This is a genomic window from Candidatus Defluviilinea gracilis (assembly GCF_057138825.1).
This window is the reverse complement of sequence record NZ_DBNHEF010000061.1, coordinates 26,561-43,375: the sequence shown is the minus strand read 5'-3', so window position 1 is coordinate 43,375 and position 16,815 is coordinate 26,561. Positions and strand designations below refer to the sequence as shown.

19 protein-coding genes are annotated in these 16,815 nt (G+C 52.6%); 4 read left to right on the top strand and 15 right to left on the bottom strand.

The window, feature by feature from the left end; translation table 11 throughout:
• Window positions 1–134: 134 nt before the first annotated feature.
• From msrB to AC16KF_RS09355, 8 genes are all read right to left on the bottom strand, one after another.
• Complete coding sequence (gene msrB / locus AC16KF_RS09390) at window positions 135–581, bottom strand: peptide-methionine (R)-S-oxide reductase MsrB (RefSeq protein WP_484037050.1); 447 nt, start codon at window positions 579–581, stop codon at window positions 135–137.
• A 398-nt stretch (window positions 582–979) separates the two neighbouring features.
• Window positions 980–1,807: a serine/threonine protein kinase gene (locus tag AC16KF_RS09385; protein WP_484037049.1), complete on the bottom strand. Its 828-nt coding sequence runs from the start codon at window positions 1,805–1,807 to the stop codon at window positions 980–982.
• A 50-nt stretch (window positions 1,808–1,857) separates the two neighbouring features.
• Window positions 1,858–2,826 (bottom strand): hypothetical protein, encoded by a 969-nt coding sequence (locus AC16KF_RS09380; protein ID WP_484037048.1) that lies wholly within the window; start codon window positions 2,824–2,826, stop codon window positions 1,858–1,860.
• A gap of 60 nt (window positions 2,827–2,886) precedes the next feature.
• Window positions 2,887–3,375 (bottom strand): aminoacyl-tRNA deacylase, encoded by a 489-nt coding sequence (locus AC16KF_RS09375; RefSeq protein ID WP_484037047.1) that lies wholly within the window; start codon window positions 3,373–3,375, stop codon window positions 2,887–2,889.
• A gap of 145 nt (window positions 3,376–3,520) precedes the next feature.
• Window positions 3,521–4,564, bottom strand: coding sequence for a proline racemase family protein (locus AC16KF_RS09370; RefSeq protein ID WP_484037046.1), 1,044 nt, complete (start codon window positions 4,562–4,564; stop codon window positions 3,521–3,523).
• A gap of 153 nt (window positions 4,565–4,717) precedes the next feature.
• A complete protein-coding gene (locus AC16KF_RS09365) occupies window positions 4,718–5,143 on the bottom strand; it encodes an aconitase X swivel domain-containing protein (RefSeq protein WP_484037045.1) in 426 nt (141 codons plus the stop codon).
• Complete coding sequence (locus AC16KF_RS09360; protein WP_484037044.1) at window positions 5,131–6,399, bottom strand: aconitase X; 1,269 nt, start codon at window positions 6,397–6,399, stop codon at window positions 5,131–5,133. The genes AC16KF_RS09365 and AC16KF_RS09360 overlap by 13 nt, the downstream gene beginning before the upstream one ends.
• A gap of 4 nt (window positions 6,400–6,403) precedes the next feature.
• Complete coding sequence (locus AC16KF_RS09355) at window positions 6,404–6,979, bottom strand: TMEM175 family protein (protein WP_484037043.1); 576 nt, start codon at window positions 6,977–6,979, stop codon at window positions 6,404–6,406.
• 197 nt (window positions 6,980–7,176) lie between these two features.
• Between AC16KF_RS09355 and AC16KF_RS09350 the strand changes: the two genes are divergently transcribed.
• Together AC16KF_RS09350 and AC16KF_RS09345 are read left to right on the top strand one after the other, a co-directional pair.
• Window positions 7,177–7,782, top strand: coding sequence for a superoxide dismutase (locus AC16KF_RS09350; protein ID WP_484037042.1), 606 nt, complete (start codon window positions 7,177–7,179; stop codon window positions 7,780–7,782).
• Between the two features lie 272 nt (window positions 7,783–8,054).
• On the top strand, window positions 8,055–8,468 hold the full coding sequence (locus AC16KF_RS09345; protein ID WP_484037041.1) for a 4Fe-4S dicluster domain-containing protein: 414 nt from the start codon (window positions 8,055–8,057) through the stop codon (window positions 8,466–8,468).
• Between the two features lie 175 nt (window positions 8,469–8,643).
• On the opposite strand, the gene AC16KF_RS09340 is transcribed toward AC16KF_RS09345, so the two are convergent.
• The 4 genes from AC16KF_RS09340 to AC16KF_RS09325 form a co-directional block, all read right to left on the bottom strand.
• Window positions 8,644–9,117, bottom strand: coding sequence for a GNAT family N-acetyltransferase (locus tag AC16KF_RS09340; protein ID WP_484037040.1), 474 nt, complete (start codon window positions 9,115–9,117; stop codon window positions 8,644–8,646).
• Entirely contained in the window at window positions 9,110–10,387 is a 1,278-nt protein-coding gene (hisS, locus tag AC16KF_RS09335; RefSeq protein ID WP_484037039.1) for a histidine--tRNA ligase, read from the bottom strand. Before hisS ends, AC16KF_RS09340 begins: the two co-directional genes overlap by 8 nt.
• Before the next feature lie 532 nt (window positions 10,388–10,919).
• Window positions 10,920–11,528, bottom strand: coding sequence for a hypothetical protein (locus tag AC16KF_RS09330; protein WP_484037038.1), 609 nt, complete (start codon window positions 11,526–11,528; stop codon window positions 10,920–10,922).
• Between the two features lie 42 nt (window positions 11,529–11,570).
• Entirely contained in the window at window positions 11,571–12,770 is a 1,200-nt protein-coding gene (locus tag AC16KF_RS09325; RefSeq protein ID WP_484037037.1) for a hypothetical protein, read from the bottom strand.
• A gap of 168 nt (window positions 12,771–12,938) precedes the next feature.
• Between AC16KF_RS09325 and AC16KF_RS09320 the strand changes: the two genes are divergently transcribed.
• Both AC16KF_RS09320 and AC16KF_RS09315 read left to right on the top strand, forming a co-directional pair.
• Window positions 12,939–13,739 carry a class I SAM-dependent methyltransferase gene (locus AC16KF_RS09320; RefSeq protein ID WP_484037036.1) on the top strand — a complete coding sequence of 267 codons (801 nt, stop codon included), beginning with the start codon at window positions 12,939–12,941 and terminating at the stop codon, window positions 13,737–13,739.
• 72 nt (window positions 13,740–13,811) lie between these two features.
• Complete coding sequence (locus tag AC16KF_RS09315) at window positions 13,812–14,444, top strand: PIG-L deacetylase family protein (protein ID WP_484037035.1); 633 nt, start codon at window positions 13,812–13,814, stop codon at window positions 14,442–14,444.
• 173 nt (window positions 14,445–14,617) lie between these two features.
• On the opposite strand, the gene AC16KF_RS09310 is transcribed toward AC16KF_RS09315, so the two are convergent.
• The 3 genes from AC16KF_RS09310 to AC16KF_RS09300 all read right to left on the bottom strand — a co-directional run bounded on the left by AC16KF_RS09310 (window position 14,618) and on the right by AC16KF_RS09300 (window position 16,763).
• Window positions 14,618–14,965, bottom strand: a complete 348-nt coding sequence (locus AC16KF_RS09310) for a Rieske (2Fe-2S) protein (RefSeq protein WP_484037034.1) — start codon at window positions 14,963–14,965, stop codon at window positions 14,618–14,620.
• Between the two features lie 84 nt (window positions 14,966–15,049).
• Complete coding sequence (gene sufU / locus AC16KF_RS09305) at window positions 15,050–15,445, bottom strand: Fe-S cluster assembly sulfur transfer protein SufU (protein ID WP_484037033.1); 396 nt, start codon at window positions 15,443–15,445, stop codon at window positions 15,050–15,052.
• Between the two features lie 91 nt (window positions 15,446–15,536).
• Window positions 15,537–16,763: a cysteine desulfurase gene (locus AC16KF_RS09300; RefSeq protein WP_484037032.1), complete on the bottom strand. Its 1,227-nt coding sequence runs from the start codon at window positions 16,761–16,763 to the stop codon at window positions 15,537–15,539.
• Between the last annotated feature and the right edge of the window lie 52 nt (window positions 16,764–16,815).

Here is a 16,815-nt window from a genome sequence, read left to right as displayed (position 1 = left end):
GGGGTCTGGTGTGCATGGCGCACAATTTACGAAAACTGGCGATCCAATGACCGCCAGTTTTTTTGTCTCTTGCTCCGTTTACGCCGTTTTCTCAACTTGTTCTTCCCCTTTTTAGACAACCCCAGGTCTAAACTTTACTTCTCAAACAACGACTTGTACTCCCCATATCCTTCCTCTTCCAATCTTTCGGCAGGGACAAACTTCAGCGAAGCCGAGTTCATGCAATACCGCAGACCTGTCGGCGCGGGACCGTCGTCGAACACGTGACCGAGGTGCGAATCGGCATGTTTCGAGCGGACCTCGGTGCGCGGCATGAACAACTTGAAGTCGCTGCGCTCAATAAGATTATCCGACACTAACGGGCGGGTAAAGGAGGGCCAGCCGCATCCCGAATCGTATTTATCCAGCGAACTGAACAGCGGCTCGCCGGAGACCACGTCCACATAAATCCCAGCCTGTTTGTTGTTCCAATAAGTGTTCGAAAACGGACGCTCCGTCGCCTCATGTTGGGTCACTTCATATTGAAGCGGGGACAATTGCTTGCGCAGTTCGGTATCTGAGGGTTTCGTAAAGTCTTTCATCGGACGATCTCCTTTTATCTTGTTCTACTCGATAGACGAGAAGTAGACGTTCACTTTTACCCGTGAATTCATTAAGCAAATCTTACAAATTCACTTTACACAAAAAAAACAAAGTTAGATTCTGTAACGAGGCATTTTACAGGTTAACAAGTAAACCGAGCATTACGACAATGACTCACAGACCCCGAAGGGGTCAAATGATTCTAGTTGAGGATGTATCACATTCAACCCCGAAGGGGTGTCAGAGGCGGCAAATTTATGTCATCTGTCGCCACGGCGCCACGCGACGCCTTCGGGATTTGGAGACCCTTTTGCCGTTTTTAGAATTCTGCCATCCCTTCGGGATTGGCTTTATGGCAACAATCCATATCGCGCTAATTGCTAGATGCAAAGGTTAGTTACAAAGCATTCAGTGCTTGTCTCATTTCTCGCGCCGTCCAAAACCGCCGACTTGGTTTCGGCTGAACCGCTTTCATCACAATCGCTTCCATTCCTTTTGAAACGGCGGAGTTCAGTGACCGCACGCGATAATTTTGAAACGTGAAAGGTTTTTCCTTACGAGGGTCTCTTTTTGTCAACAGATGATGTAATGTCGCGCCGAGCGCGTACACGTCACTGCGCGGGGTGACGATGCCGCGATATTGTTCGGGCGGAGAATATCCCTTTGTGCCGATGGGAAATCCTTTTTTGAAGTGGTCGAATTCCTTTTTGTCTTCCTCAAAGAAACGCGGCGGAAATATGCGGGCATGTTCAAAGTCAACGAGAGAGACGCGGCTCGCTGAATTGACCATAATGTTGTTCGGCTTCAAGTCACGAAAAACCATCGGGTGAACGGGATGAGTATGTAGAATCTCCAACGCGCCGCAGATTTGGATCGCCCAATGGACAACAACTTTCTCTTTCAAAAATCCTTTGCAGCTATCGAGAATCTCTTCAAGGTTTGACCCTCGCACCAACTCACGCACAAGATAGGAATGGGTATCGGTGGCAAAGTAATCGAAGACGCGTGGAATGGACGGATGGATCAACGTCGCGCGTAAATCTGCCTGCCGCTCGCAGTCAACGATCATTTGCATGGGCATCTGTTTGATGGCGACATAACAAGGCGTGTTGACCGCTTTCGTGTCCCGCGCTTGGTACACCGTGCCAAAATCTCCCGCGCCTAATATTTTTATAATCTCATAGCGCTTGTGGAGGATGGTTGCTTTTTTGAGCGTTGAGGTCATTTGGAAATCATCCGAGGAACACTGACTTTTCCCTCTCCGTCAAATTACGATCAAAAGATAATCGAAATCAACCCAGCAAACACAAAAAGCCAGACACTGACCGGAATAATGTAAGGCAACCGCTCAAAAATGTTTTCCGCTTCTGAAGACCAAAATCTATTCCGTTCTTCTAGATCCATGACGCCCGCCGACTCGCTGTAGGTGCGACTGCCTCTATGTCTTCCTGAAAAGCTGACATAGCCGTAGACAGCCAGTAACAAACTCGTCCAAAAGAGTCCCTCACTGAATTGGGCGCTTGAACTCCAGCCTAAAATTTGCCAGCCAACAACCGAAAGGATTATCCCTACAACCACAGCAGAGACAAACGCTCTTAACAAAATAATAATTTTCCCGCCTTTTTGAAAATTCATACGGCTTTGCAAAGGAGGAGAAGAGTTAGTTGTCTGGCTTATTTGTACAGGAGATATTCTTTTTGGCGTCTCTGGGTATCCCCAACTCATTGGAGGCGAATTCTTCATCAGTTCGCGGTTTCTCTGTAACTGCAAATGAGACTGAATGATCTCATGAACGACTCCAACCGCGCCAAAAAGCGCAAAAGTTACGGCACCAACGTAGCCGCCTACTTTGGCGCCGTACCCCATGATTGGGGTTACTGCAAGCCGATGACTTGCTCTGATCCTGTAAAAATCACTTTGGTCATAAACTTCAACATATCCATAAACAAAAACAACAACGAAAAGCCCAATAAGGACTCCAGGGATTACGCCAAGGAATAAATTAATGTTGGTTTCATTCAACCTATTGTAGACCCTTGTCGCAAACGAACTAAGGGAGACTCCTAATAGCGCAGAAATGAAAAAACTAATGAGAGTCGCTTGGTGGGATGTAAATACATCTGGAACTAGAAAACTGGCAATTATTCCAAACACAGCCCCAAGGATAGAGCCTAGGAAATATCCGACAATGCAACCGACAATGATGACCCCAACAACCTTCAAGATGTTTCCAATCAATGTCATTTTTATCCTTAGTGCGTATTGAAGAATGGCTTCATTGATTCAAGTATAACCTCGAAAAACTTACGCAAACACAGACTTCTCCCTCTCCGTCAAATTGACCACGATCGCGCTACTCGCCTTCACCAAATTCTGCGGCGTGATCATGATCTCCTCGCCCCATTGACCCGCACCCGTGCCAAGGATGGGTTCGTCGAGCAGAGTCGCTTCAAGGAAGGAGCGGAATCCGCTGGGTTGCCAGCCGAACGCGGGAATCGAACCGATCACGTAACCCGTCGTCTCTTTCACCGCGTCAGGCTCAGCCATCCGAATATTGCGCGAGCCGATAGCCTTCTTCAAATTTCCAGAGATCGCGTTCTGGTCGCCGCCGAGCATCACCAACACGCGCTCACCCGTGTCCACTTGAAAGATCAGCGTCTTCACCGCCTGCCGTTCCGAGAACCCAAGCGTCCGCGCTACGTTCACCGCGCCCTTTTCAGTTTCAGGCGAAAAACTGCGCGCTTCGTATGGGATGTTTCGTTCATCGAGATAGATGTGTGGTGGAAGTTTCATAAAATCGGGTCTCTCGTAATTAACGGAAAAGTGCCTCACCACGAAGGACACAAAGTACACAAAGGAGAAAAGAGTTAGATTACTTGTGTTTTCCTTCGTGACCGTCGTGTCCTTTGTGTTTGAAAAAAAGAATTCTCGGGACGGTTTACCTCAAAATAAATCCACTGCTAAACGGATCATTCGGATCGATCCACAACTCGTTCCTACCAACGATATGCGCTTCACCTCGGACCTCGGGGATGATCGCGGCATGGGGACCGAACGTCGCCTCTTCGACGACCCTGCCCGTGAATTTGCTTCCAATGATACTCTCGATCACAATGGACTCGTTCAACTGAATCTCGCCGCGCGCGTGATGGATGGCGAGTCGCCCGCTGACGCCTGTGCCTGTGGGACTACGATCCACCTCCCCATCGGCGAAGATGCACACGTTGCGGCTGTGTGACGCGGGGTCTTGCGGTTCATCCACAAAGATCGTGCCGTACAAAAATCCCAAATCCTTTTCAAACGGATGCGCGATCTGCTTCGTTTGCATCACCGCGCGTTTGATCGCCATCCCCTTTTCGATCAACGGACGATAATCTTGCGGAGAGCAAGTCACACCGACATCTTTCGCGTTGACGTACGCATAGAACGCGCCGCCAAACGCAAGGTCATAGCGGACTTTTCCCAACTCTGGCACATCAACCACCGCGTCGAGTTCCGAAACAAAAGACGGCACGTTCAGAAACGAAACGTTTTTCACGTGACTATTTTCGATATGAGCAAAGGCAGTGATTCGACCTGCTGGGCTGTCAATCTTGATTTCGGTGATCGGCGAGACCATGGGCATCATCCCCGTTTCCAGCACGACGGTTGCGATGCCGATGATTCCATGTCCGCACATGGTGCTGAATCCCTCGTTGTGGATGAACAGGATTCCAAAGTTCGCGCCTTGCGTGACGGGAGGCGTGAGGATACATCCGTACATGTCCGCGTGACCGCGCGGCTCCCACATCAACGCAGTGCGGAGGTGGTCATAATTCTCTTTGGCATATCGCCGCTTTTCGAGGATGGTGTCCCCTTTCAATTCAGGGAATCCATCCACGATCACGCGGAAGGGTTCTCCGCCCGTGTGCGCGTCAATCGCGGTGATTTTGAGCCAATCGGAGGGAGGAACGAATTTTAGGGCGGGGTTGAAGCTGAGCATAGATTCCTCGCTAAAAGTATATCCGGTGGTTGAGTAGCCCGAGGCCATAGCCGAGGGCGTATCGAAACCACCAGGCGCCAAAGCAATTCTCGTTACAAAATTATGTATGCCTACCTGTGGTTTCGATACGGGGCGGAACTGCACCGCCCCTACTCAACCACCGGGTTTGATTGAAATAGTATTTCCTTCAATCTCAACCTCATCACCCGTCTTCAACCGCGCAAAATCTTCGGGTGAAACAGCCACCAGCGGAATTGGACTCGCGTACATCTCGTCCGCTACCACAGAGGCGAGCGCGAAGAAAAAATCGGTGGCGGTGGTGATGATGCCCGCTGGCGCGGTCCCAGCGCGAATCGACTCCAGCAAAACTGCTGTCGTGGTTGATGATCCGCGCGTGAACGGGATGGCAAGAATTTTACCTTTCGCAATCTCACCCGAAAGCGGATGCCTGCGGTCAATGATCTCGCCCGTCTTCCAATCGTAGCCACCCCAAAACGAAAGCGGCTCACTGCTGACGAGTGCGATTCCCTTTGCCGAGCCTGCGATGAACGGTTTGCCTGAAATCGTCAACTTGTCCATAAGGATTCATCCCGAACGATTTTGCCTTCGCTGGCAGAGTCCACGCAGTCTTTCAAACTTCCAAACGCGATTTTTCTGCCGAGCAAGCCCGGCGTGTAATACGCGAACTTCGCCGAGTTGGTCATCAGGCGTTTGATGTCTGGCGGAAGCATCGGCGTGGTGAGGATGCACGTATCCACAGTCAATTGCGCGCCGAAGGATTGAAGCGAATCCAGATAGCCCGCTTGCTGTGCGAGTTGAGTCATGGCGCGGCTGGAGGTGACCAAAAATTTCACGCGCGGATGTTTTTGTTTCCCAGCGATCAACGGCGCGAGGTGTCTAAATTCTGCCAGTGAAAAATGTGGACTTCCCAGCACGACCATGTCCAACTCGTCGCTGTCGGTGTGCGTAAGTTCGGCGCGCGCGTTGCGCAACAGATCCATCGTCACATCAATCGTTTCATGTGGAGATTTATTTTGAAACGCCGACTCCAACGTCGGCGCTTCGGGCGTGACGCCGACGACATGGAACAACGCCACTCCGCCCGACGACGCAGACGCGGCGCCTAACGCTTTGAGTTGATCCTCCGCAGGCGAAACAGCCAGCCCGTGGATGACCGGGATTCGATCCCGCGCAATCTTGCCGATGAAATGTCCAAGCACTGGATAAAAATCATCGCTGTGTTGAAGCGCGGCGGGAACGTCTCGCAATTGCAACAACAATTCGCCCGCGCGATTTTCCGTGAGATGCAAGCCAATCGCGGGCGCGCGACCCGTGATGGCGCAACAGATGTCAAACAGGTCGGGATAGCGTTCTGTTCTTGCTCCGATCACAGAGTTTGCAAACACGATCGCATTCGACTCGCCCCACGCAATTTGCTGACCAAACTTCGGCTTGGATTCCTCTGTCTGATACGGAGCGCACGTCCACGTGGGAGTCGTGCCCATGCTTCGATACGCTTCCATCTGACGTTGAGCCTGCCTCGCCCACTCCGGCGGGACCGCCCACTCCTGCCAGTGATGCTCGTCGAGTCCGCTCACGTTGAGGCTGGTCGGCACGGCCACTTTCGCGCCGAGGCTCGCCAGCCGTTCGGCAAACTCCAATCCCGCGTCGCCGATGTACACCGTGCTGTCAATGTGCGCGCCGGTGATGTCGAGCAATTCTTTCGCGCCAGACACCTCCGCCATGCGGACGATGATATTCATCGCCATCTTCGCGGCGGCTCCTCCATCTCCGCGCAACATGGCGCGGTCTTTGTCCGTCAATGCGAGAGTCATGTTATCAACGACCTATCATCTTTTCGATTCGACGGTCGGGAATAAACCAGTGCATGGCGACAGCCGCATACAACCCCAATGAGATCAACGGATTGAAAAACGCAACGATGATCGCGACCGTGTATCCAACCAACGAAACGATGCCTTTGAAATCGTTGCCGATCGCGGAGGCAAGACTCGATTCTTTTCCATGATGCGAGATCATCTCATGGACGAGTATGTAATATGCGAATCCCGCCATCCACAACACGAATCCATACGTTGCCATCGGCAGTGTCGCAAAACTCGTTTCGCCGCTCCATGCGGTTGCGAACGGAATCAACGACAGCCAAAATAGGAGGTGCATGTTCGCCCACAGGATTCGTCCGTTCACCTGTTTGCCCATCTGCCACAGATGATGATGGTTATTCCAGTAAATGCCGACGTAGATGAAACTCAATACGTAACTGAGAAACACGGGAGCCAATTCGCTCAACGCGGCAAACGTCGGTTCGTGTGGAACTTTCAATTCCAACACCATGATGGTGATGATGATGGCGATCACGCCATCGCTGAAGGCTTCCAGTCTGTTTTTGTTCATGCGGGGAGGATAACAGAGGGAGCCGATTCGAGGCAAGAGAGAAATCGAATATCTTTCTTGACACGCTCCCTCCACAGGGCTACAATTTCTTTGTAAGAAATCCACAACGTAGTGACGACTTCAGTCGTCAAATAACGACTGACGCACAGCGCGCTTCGCAGAGTCGTTACTACGATAATTCCAACAAGGAGACGATCATGGCATTCGAACTTCCAAAACTGGCATACGCCTACGACGCGCTCGAACCTCACATCGACGCGCGCACAATGGAGATCCATCACACGAAACATCATCAGGCTTACATCACCAACCTGAACGGCGCGGTGGAGAAGACCCCCGAACTCGCGGGCAAATCGCTCGTGGCGATGTTGAGCGACCTGAACGCCATCCCCGAATCGGTGCGCGGAGTTGTCCGCAACCACGGCGGTGGGACGTTCAATCACAATTTGTTCTGGGAAGTGATGGGACCGAACGCCGGCGGAGCGCCGAAGGGCGAGTTGGCAAAAGCGGTCGAATCAGCCTTCGGGTCGTTCGACGCGTTCAAAGAGGAGTTCGCCAAATCCGCCGCCACGCGCTTCGGATCAGGCTGGGCATGGCTCGTCAAAAAAGGGAGCGGACTCGCGGTGGTCTCGACGGCGAATCAGGATAATCCGCTGTCCGACGGCGCGACGCCCATCCTCGGCATTGACGTGTGGGAACACGCGTATTATTTGAACTATCAAAGCCGCCGCGCCGATTACGTCGCTGCGTGGTGGAACGTGGTCAACTGGGATGCCGTCGCCGCGAAGTTTGCCGCGAAGTAAGCGCGTTACCCTGCGGTCTTAGCCGCAGAGTCCACAGAGCGCTCAGAGTTTTTTCTCAAAATCTCGGTGTTCTCTGTGGCGAAAACAACTTTAGCAGGACTTACGCAGTTGGCGGGCAGTTGTACTGCCGCCGCCGCAGTGCAACTACGGCGCAACAGGTTCAGTGGCAAAAACAACTTTAGGAAGAAATCGAATTTCAATCTTGCAGAGTACGCGAAGGCAGATATAATCAGACAACTTCGAAAATAACTTCTCAAAGGAGACGTTTCTACATGACCCATATCATCACCAGTTTGTGCGTTCGAGACCGCGGTTGTATCGACGTTTGCCCCGTCGAGTGCATGTTGCCGGGCTTCCCGCTCGACAAATGGCCCTGGATCTACATCGACCCCGACACTTGCATTGACTGCGGCGCGTGCGTGCCTGAATGCCCGTATCTTGCGATCTTCCCCGAAGACGAAGTGCCGACCGCCTACACCGCGAAAGGCGGCGAATACATCAGCGCCGTCGGACTCACCGGTCTCTTCGAAGGGACGAACCATCACGGCAAGCCCATCCTGCTCGAGACCGCCCGCCAACTTGAGGCTGGCGAAGTCCTCGACTTTACGCCGGACATCAAACCGCATTACGATTTCTTCAAAGACGGTCCCGGTTACGGCGTGAAAGATCAAGACGACGGAAGATAATAAATTAAGAGCCGCGTAAAAACGTGGCTCTTTTTATTAGTCACAGTGCAATCAACCAGGCATCTCTTTTCAAACACAAAGGACACAACGGTCACAAAGGAAAAAGCCGATCAAATCAAAGGCGCTTTTCCTTCCTTCGTGTCCTTGGTGTCCTTCGTGTTAAGGTTCTTTCGCTTTAGTTATTGGGGGCTTTCAACTTCAACACCGCTTCCGCTTCACCTTCGATGATGCGCCCTGTCTCTACAAACCCCAAACTTGCGTACAACTTTCGCGCAACGTCGTTCTCTGGCTCATAGCTAATGCTCACTTCTTTGACGCGTTCATCGGCGCGAAAAATTTCGAGCATCTTTTCCATCCCAAACCGCCCATAGCCCTTGCCCTGAAATTTTTCATCCACCATCAAGCGTTGGATGTAAGCCTGTTGCGACGGATGCGAAAAATTAAATCCATACATCAAAAAGCCGACGGGCGTATCGCCATCGTAAATTCCATACGCGAACAGATCCCAATGTCCCTCGAACTCATCGCCGAACTGCGCCTGGGCAATCGAATACAAATTCGACGCGACAAAATTTTTCTGATCGTCGCGCACTTTCAGATCGATCAACGTTTGCCAGTTCTCTTTTGTTACAGGACGAATTTCAGGCATCCCTCAAAATCCCTTTTACGGATTCAAGAACCGCTTCTTTCTTGACCTGAGCCTGCTCGCCCGTCGTCAGGTTTTTGACCACCACCAAGCCTTTCTCCGCTTCGTCGGGACCCAGCACCAGCGCGACCTTCATCTTCATCTTGTCGGCGAATTTAAATTGCTTCTGTAGTTTTGTTGGCTCAGGATAAACCATCGCATTGAGTCCCGCAGTGCGCAACTCCGCCGCAAGCGCGAAGGATTGAGGCAAGAGAGTTGCATCGAACACAGTGACCAATACCTGCGCAGGGCTTGGCTGAAACTCAGGGATGAGTCCCGCCTCTTGCAGGATGATCCCCGCCACCACATCGCCCATCGCAAAGCCAACGCCTGAAAGCGGTTGCCCGCCGACATCTGCCAGCAAATTATCGTAGCGACCTCCGCCGAAGATGGCGCGTTTGACCGATCCGCTGGTGTCGAAGGCTTCGAAGACCGTGCCTGTGTAATACAACAGTCCGCGCATGATGTTTGGATCGAACCTCACGTAGTCTTTCACACCCAACGCTTCGAGCGCGGCGAACGCGCGAGTGAGTTCTTCGCTTTGCTTCCATAAGTCGAAATTACCGAGCAAACTTTTCAAGCCGTCGAGTTGATTCTGATTCAGTCCGATCTCAAGCGCGTACGCGTCCCATTTCGCGGATTCCATTTTGGCGCGGCGGTCAACGAGATTCGACACGTCCACGCGCTTGTCGGCTGGGATGTCGAGCGCGTCGAACTGCGAATCCATCAGACGCCGATTATTCACACTAATTTGAGTCAGGCTGGGGCTGAGTCCGACCGAGCGCAGGAACGTCGCCCCCACCGCGATGAGTTCCGCATCCGCTTCGGGCGAGTCCGCGCCGAGCATGTCAATATTCCACTGGAAGAATTCGCGCGAGCGTCCGCGCTGAGGCGACTCGTATCTCCAAAACGGACCGAACGACCACCAGCGGACGGGGAAATTCAACTCGCCCTGTTTCGCCGCGATCATGCGCGCCAGCGACGGCGTGAGTTCGGGGCGCAGGGCAACTTGCTCGCCGCCGCGATCTTCGAACGTGAACGATTGCTTCTTCACGAGTTCCTCGCCCGATTTCGCGGCGTACAACTCAAGCGGCTCGATGAACGGACCGTCCCACTCTTGATAACCGAACATCTCAGACGCCGCGCGAACTTTTGCATAGATGAAGTTGCGCGCGAACATCTGCTCGGGGTAAAACTCGCGTGTGCCTTTGACAGAATTTATTTTGCTCGCCATAATGACTCCAGTGCGGAGATTTTATCATGGCATCGAAAGACTTCCCGCTGTTCACAATGCAGGAGTGGCGATACATGTGGGCAAAAACCTCTTTGCCACAGAGAACACAGAGACCGCAGAGAAAAATCTCAAATCCTCTGTGATCTCTGTGGCTTTACGCACCCAAATAGCCACTACCCACAATGCCCCTGCCTGCACTCCCCTGGGCACGATGATCCACCGCCCCCACCTCCACCCGTCCCTCCCCAGCTACAGTAGCCACCACTCCCACACGTATAGCTCCCGCCAAATCCCGCCGCGTTGCAAGTCGCCTCATTTGTATAGTCCGAGCAGTACTCGATAGCCAGCGTCACCCCGCTACAACTCTGAGTGCAACATCCAGGTTGACTAGGTTGACACGCACCCCCGCAAACCGTTATCGGTTGTGCGCCCGTGATCGTCCCGCCTCCACAGCTCTGCGCCCCTACACTGCCTGGCAACACCAACAGAGTTGTGAGCAATATCCCTGCCGAGAGTAACAGGTTAAGGTGCTTCATGGTCTACCCCCCGCCTTATCTATGCTCCACCAGCTCGCTCCCACCCCGCTCTGGATATACTCACTCATCCCCGCAAACCGCTCCATCCCTGTGTACTCCGCTTTTTGCGGGTGGGTCAAGTCCCAGAGAGCGTTCAGGAGTACGCCCTGATACCACTTGGCGAGCGACTCGCCCGTCTCTCTCTGCACGATATCCTCCCGCACATACAGCCAGATGGTTAGGTCGTGCTTGGCGCCCGACGCCGTCGGTGCATACTCCACCCCCCAGCTCTGAAAAGGCTCACGCTCTCCCTGATAATAGGTCAAGCCAAGCGGTTGTTTGGTAGGAGTCAAAACTATTTTGATCTTGCGCACGCTCACGCTCCCCTGCTGTGCCGTCGTGGGTGCATAATAGGTGACGCCTCTGGCATCATACAAGTTGATCGTATTGAGTTCGTCCCTGATCTTGTCCCTATCTACCGTCCCCACCGCTAGGAGGCTCGAGTCAGACACGACCTCGATATCAGGAGTCACGATGTCAGTCGCCAGGTCACCGAGATATTTTCTCCCCACCACCGACCCTGCAATCACCAATAACAATAAAACAATCCATCCATATCTCTTCACCCCCTCATTGTGCAAAAAATCTCGCCCACAGTCAACTTAATCTTACTTTCTCGTAAACAAAGACCATGTGTAATCCGTAAAAGCATCATTATATTTGGCAAAAAGATCTCGATCCAATATCGTGTTACCTGGACGATAACTCGCCCCTACTCTGGCAAAGAACTTTTGCAACCACTGATTGGGACCAAAGTCGCCTGCGTCGCTAAATCCGTCGGTCATTGCCGCCAAAATCTCCAACTGATCAAACAAGTCCCCACTTACATACTCTGCCCTACCTGTAATCATCGAGCCTTCGTAATCAAAACGCACATGGACCAAGGCGCCTTGCGCGTCAACAAACCATCCACTCCGCTCTCGAGAGTCGCCGATAAGAAATAGTACCCTCTCGGGTAGATCGGTCAATACCACTCCATTGACTGCCTGACCCAGATTGACCTCCGCGCGATGGCTCCGATAAAACGGCTGGGACAAGTCCACCTCTACCAGCTCCGACTCGGTCAGGAGCGAGGGCGAGTAGCTCGACCCGTTGGCTCTGTTAGGCAACCTGATTTTGATTTTGTAGTCATGCTCTACGATATAGTCCCATATCTGGCTCTCCGCTATCCCCCTCTGGTGAGCAATCGCCCGCAAAAACTGTCCATACACCGAGTTGGGTCCATTCTCCTCTCGAAAATAGGTTGCCAGATCAGTCCCAGGCGACACTGGCATATCAAGCACAATGCCTCCCGATCCTGGGTATGCCGTGGTCGGATACCATAGTCCCCGCACCCAACGTAGCTCGCCGTCGATCATCACCTCCATCCCGTCAATGCGCTGTCCCTCAACAGAAGGATCGTCATGGATGAGCATCCGCACCTGCTGTCCCTGCCATTCGCGCGTTTCGATGGTGTAGAACTCAGAACCAAAGCTCTCGTGATCAGAGGCGTCGTAGTCGAGGTCTGCGAGGAGGTCCGCCACCTCAGCGGTATTTGCTTGTTCGTCTTCTGTGGGGGCAGGGATTGGCGCGGGCGTTTCAGTTGAAATTGAAATTGCCGCGCGCGTCGAAGTGGGGACAGCCGTCACTGTCGCTTGCGCTGTCGGCGCGGCGCAGGAGGCTAAAAGAATCGTTGCAAGAAAAGCGAAGACCGTCCACGAATACACACGAATAAACGAATTGACGCCTCGACATTCGAGAATTCGTGGTCTTATTCGTGGACGGTTTACCATCGAGTCAAAATTATGCAAGGTGAGTTTTCTAATCATGGCAATTCCAACAGGGCTTCAAAATTCAGCGGTTGAATTTTAGTTTGTTTGTTGGTATAATTTTTTGTACCAGTTCGTACCGCAAGATTTATCTTGCGCTTCACTTGCTTTTACACTGCGCATCCGCAAAGTGAACTTTGCGGTACGAGGACCACATCAGGAGAATCAATGGAAATCAATTACCAAGAAACATCAAAAGACCTGCTCACCCGCATTGACATTCACGAAACATACGGCTCCGCCAACATTGACGTGTGGACGAACGAATTGCTCCAGCCTCAGGCGGGCATGAACATTCTCGATGTCGGCTGTGGCGCGGGCAAACTGTCTTTTCTCTTCGACGATTATACTCAACGCGGCGCGAAAATCACGGGCGGCGATTTCTCGGAAGAACTGCTCGACAAAGCCCGCGCGAAAAACAAGGAGCGCGGCTCGAACATTGACTTCGTCTTTTTGGATTTCAACAAGCCCTTCAACTTTGCGGACAACACCTTCGACCTCTGCACCAGCGCGTTTGCGATTTATTACGCTTCTGACCTCGACTTTACATTTGGTGAGGCTCATCGGGTGCTGACTTCTGGCGGACGGCTTTTCGTCTCGGGTCCACTGCCTGAGAACAAGCAGATGTTCTACGACATCATCAAAGAAGCGACGAATGCGACCATCCCGCCGATGCCTGGGTCGAGTCGCTTCAAAGGCGACATCTTCAACACCATTGACCGCATCTTCGCCAAGACCGAACTGCACAAGTTCGAGAATCATCTCACCTTCCCCAGCGTCCCACCGTTCATCGAATACGTCCGCGCCTCGTTGAGCGAAGACCGCAAGTTGTGGACTTCGATGTTTAACGGTCACGACGAATACGAAGCGCTCATCGGCAAGATCACCAATGTGGCTACGCGCTGGTTTGAACGCGACGGCAAGTTAGTGATGACGAAGGTTGTGGGCGGAATTTTGGCGACAAAGTAATAGTATCCGCAGATTACGCAGATTGAACAGATTTTTTTCTGCGTAATCTGCCAAATCTGCGGATTGCATTTCATGAACTTCTCTGGCAAACGAGTCCTCTTCCTCGGCGCGCATCCCGATGACATTGAGTTGGGATGCGGCGCGTTACTTCATAACATCGCGGACAAGACCGATGTTCTCTGCGTCACGCTATCGGACAACCAAAAGAATCCCGATCTGCAAAACGTGAAGAGCGAACATCACGAAGCGATGGCAGTGTTGGGTATTTCAAAAGAAAAAATTATTCTGGGACCATTCACCACGCGCGTCTTCCCCGATTCGCGGCAGGAAATTCTCGAATACTTTCTCAAACTCCGCAAGGACTTCAAGCCTGATCTTATCTTCACCCACTCCAAGCAGGATGTGCATCAAGATCACAACACGATGACCGATGAGGCGCTACGCGCGTTTCGCGGCATCACCGTGCTGGGATTCGACGTTGTCCGTTCCTCGTACGGATTCTTCCCCCACTTCCTCGTCGAAGTCACCGAGGAGGATGTGAACAAGAAGATCGAAGCGCTATCCAAATACGAGACGTATCGCGACCGCTACTACTTCAACAGCGAATTGACCCGCTCCATCATGGTTCGTCACGGCGCGCTGGCGGAGCGTCCCTTTGCGGAGGGGTTTGATATTTTGAGGATTGTGGGGACGTTTGAGGGGTGAGGAAGTAAAGAGAATTGGGAGAATTAGAGAATTGACGGTGGTCGAGTAGCCCCGAATGGTTTTGAGGGGCGTATCGAGACTGGAGACTGCGATGGAATTCAAAATTTTTGGTAAACAAAAAGCGGAAGGACAACCAAGCCTTCCGCTTTTACTTTCCACTTTCTACTTTTGCCTTACTCCTTCGGTATCCCGATGAAAACAACCCCATCCCGCACTTGCACAGGATACGCGGGGATATCGTCCACGGCGGGAAGTTGAACCACCTTGCCAGTCCGCACGTCGAACTCGGCGCCGTGGCGCGGACAGATCACATTGAATCCCTCCAGGTCGCCCTCCCCTAGCGGACCGCCGTCGTGCGAGCAGATGTCGGCAATGGCAAAGAATTGACCCGCAATGTTGAAGATCACCAGCGAGTTGCCTTCGATCTCGATAAACAATCGCTCTCCGTTCGGCAATTCGCTGGCGGGGATGATTTCATAGTATTCGATTTTTGATTCGTCTAAGGTTGTGTAGTTGAACATTCGATGATGTATACAGGTAAACAAGTAGACACGTGGGTGCGTGTTTCCCTGTTTACCTGTGTACGTGTCTCCTTGTCTGTGTTTTTATTCCACCAATTCATCACTCGCTTCGCCGAGACCATACACCCCCGCCTTCAAAACTTTCAGCGACAGCAACGCGCATTTCAAGCGAACAGGTCCCAATTCGATGCCGAGCATATCGAGGATGTCCTGTTTGCTCATCAGTTTTATGTCTTCAAGCGGCTTGCCAATGATCGACTCGATCAGCAGATCGGCGGAGGCTTGCGAGATAGCGCATCCATGCCCATCGAAGCGCGCGTCCTTGACCGTTCCATCCGCGGCGGCTTGAAGCGTGATCTCGATATGGTCGCCGCACAGCGGATTGTTGTCCGCAAATTGAATATCGTGCGGGTCGAGGCGCCCGCGGTAGGCGGGGTTCTTGTAGTGTTCGATGATGACTTCGCGATAGAGGTCGTCCATAGGTAGTCTCGTAGTCCAATAGCCAGGTAGTTTCGTAGTCGGTCAGCGAAAAGTCAAAACAATCAGACTATTCGACTAACGAACTATGCGACTAACCAAACAATTCCTTCACCTTATAAAGTCCGTTTACCAGAAAATCAACTTCTTCTTTTGTGTTGTACAAATAGAACGAAGCGCGGCTGGTGGCAGGGATTCCAAATTTCTCGTGCAACGGTTGGGCGCAGTGATGTCCCGCGCGGATGGCGATCCCGTCGCGGTCTAGGATCTGCGCCACGTCGTGAGGGTGGACGCCGTCAAAGGTGAACGCGGCGACGCCGCCTTTTTTATCTGCCGAGGGACCGAACAACTTCACGCCGGGGATCTCTTCCAAGCGTTCGAGCGCGTATTCGGTGATCGCGTGTTCGTGGGCGGCGATATTGTCCATACCGACTTTGGTCAGGTAATCCACCGCCGCGCCGAAACCGACCGCCTCCGCGATGGCGGGAGTGCCCGCCTCGAATTTGTGCGGAAGTGTGTTCGGTCGAAACGAACGGAGTTTCACTTCTTTGATCATATCGCCGCCGCCCAGGAACGGAGGCATGGATTCGAGCAATTCAGTCTTGCCATACAACGCGCCGATACCGGTTGGTCCGCACATTTTGTGGGCAGAGAAAGCGAGGAAATCCGCGTCGAGGGACTGCACATCCACTGTGAGATGCGGGACAGATTGCGCCGCGTCCACGATGGTGATCGCGCCAACTTCATGCGCCATGCGGATGAGGTCGGCGGCGGGGTTGATCGTTCCCAGCACGTTGGACATGTGGGTAAAGGCGACCAGTTTCGGGGTCCGCGAAAGAAGCGTTTTGTACGAGTCCAGATCCAGCAAGCCGTCTTCGGTTACAGAAATGAAATCCAATTCGATGCCGCGTTCGGCTTGCAACATCTGCCACGGCACGAGGTTCGAGTGATGCTCCATCTCGGTGAGGATAACGAGGTCGCCCGCCTTGAGATTCGCGCGCGCCCACGTGTACGCCACGAGGTTGATGGACTCAGTCGTGTTGCGCGTGTAAATGATCTGCTTTGACGATGGCGCATTGATGAACCTGGCGATCTTCTCGCGCGCCTCTTCGTACATCGTCGTCGCTTCTTCGGCAAGCGTATGCACGCCGCGATGGATGTTCGCGTTCGAGCGGCGATAATAGTCATTCATCGCTTCGATCACCGCCGTTGGCTTTTGCGAGGTGGCGGTCGAATCCAAATACACCAGCGGGACACTGTCATGCGTCTTACGCTGGAGGATGGGAAAATCTTTGCGGATTTCGTTGGGGTCGAGAGGCATGGTAAGCAAGTACACACGTAAACAGGTAAACAAGTAAACATGTGTGCGTGTC

Excerpts from the sequence above, each read along its gene's own strand:
- AC16KF_RS09375 (WP_484037047.1), bottom strand. The coding sequence starts at position 3,375 with ATGAAACTTCCACCACACATCTATCTCGATGAACGAAACATCCCATAC.
- hisS (WP_484037039.1), bottom strand. The coding sequence starts at position 10,387 with ATGGCGAGCAAAATAAATTCTGTCAAAGGCACACGCGAGTTTTACCCC.
- AC16KF_RS09310 (WP_484037034.1), bottom strand. The coding sequence starts at position 14,965 with ATGTTCAACTACACAACCTTAGACGAATCAAAAATCGAATACTATGAA.
- msrB (WP_484037050.1), bottom strand. The coding sequence starts at position 581 with ATGAAAGACTTTACGAAACCCTCAGATACCGAACTGCGCAAGCAATTG.
- AC16KF_RS09355 (WP_484037043.1), bottom strand. The coding sequence starts at position 6,979 with ATGAACAAAAACAGACTGGAAGCCTTCAGCGATGGCGTGATCGCCATC.
- AC16KF_RS09300 (WP_484037032.1), bottom strand. The coding sequence starts at position 16,763 with ATGCCTCTCGACCCCAACGAAATCCGCAAAGATTTTCCCATCCTCCAG.
- AC16KF_RS09360 (WP_484037044.1), bottom strand. The coding sequence starts at position 6,399 with ATGACTCTCGCATTGACGGACAAAGACCGCGCCATGTTGCGCGGAGAT.
- AC16KF_RS09325 (WP_484037037.1), bottom strand. The coding sequence starts at position 12,770 with ATGATTAGAAAACTCACCTTGCATAATTTTGACTCGATGGTAAACCGT.
- AC16KF_RS09315 (WP_484037035.1), top strand. The coding sequence starts at position 13,812 with ATGAACTTCTCTGGCAAACGAGTCCTCTTCCTCGGCGCGCATCCCGAT.
- AC16KF_RS09380 (WP_484037048.1), bottom strand. The coding sequence starts at position 2,826 with ATGACATTGATTGGAAACATCTTGAAGGTTGTTGGGGTCATCATTGTC.
- AC16KF_RS09365 (WP_484037045.1), bottom strand. The coding sequence starts at position 5,143 with ATGGACAAGTTGACGATTTCAGGCAAACCGTTCATCGCAGGCTCGGCA.
- AC16KF_RS09385 (WP_484037049.1), bottom strand. The coding sequence starts at position 1,807 with ATGACCTCAACGCTCAAAAAAGCAACCATCCTCCACAAGCGCTATGAG.
- AC16KF_RS09345 (WP_484037041.1), top strand. The coding sequence starts at position 8,055 with ATGACCCATATCATCACCAGTTTGTGCGTTCGAGACCGCGGTTGTATC.
- AC16KF_RS09350 (WP_484037042.1), top strand. The coding sequence starts at position 7,177 with ATGGCATTCGAACTTCCAAAACTGGCATACGCCTACGACGCGCTCGAA.
- AC16KF_RS09340 (WP_484037040.1), bottom strand. The coding sequence starts at position 9,117 with ATGCCTGAAATTCGTCCTGTAACAAAAGAGAACTGGCAAACGTTGATC.
- AC16KF_RS09370 (WP_484037046.1), bottom strand. The coding sequence starts at position 4,564 with ATGCTCAGCTTCAACCCCGCCCTAAAATTCGTTCCTCCCTCCGATTGG.
- sufU (WP_484037033.1), bottom strand. The coding sequence starts at position 15,445 with ATGGACGACCTCTATCGCGAAGTCATCATCGAACACTACAAGAACCCC.
- AC16KF_RS09320 (WP_484037036.1), top strand. The coding sequence starts at position 12,939 with ATGGAAATCAATTACCAAGAAACATCAAAAGACCTGCTCACCCGCATT.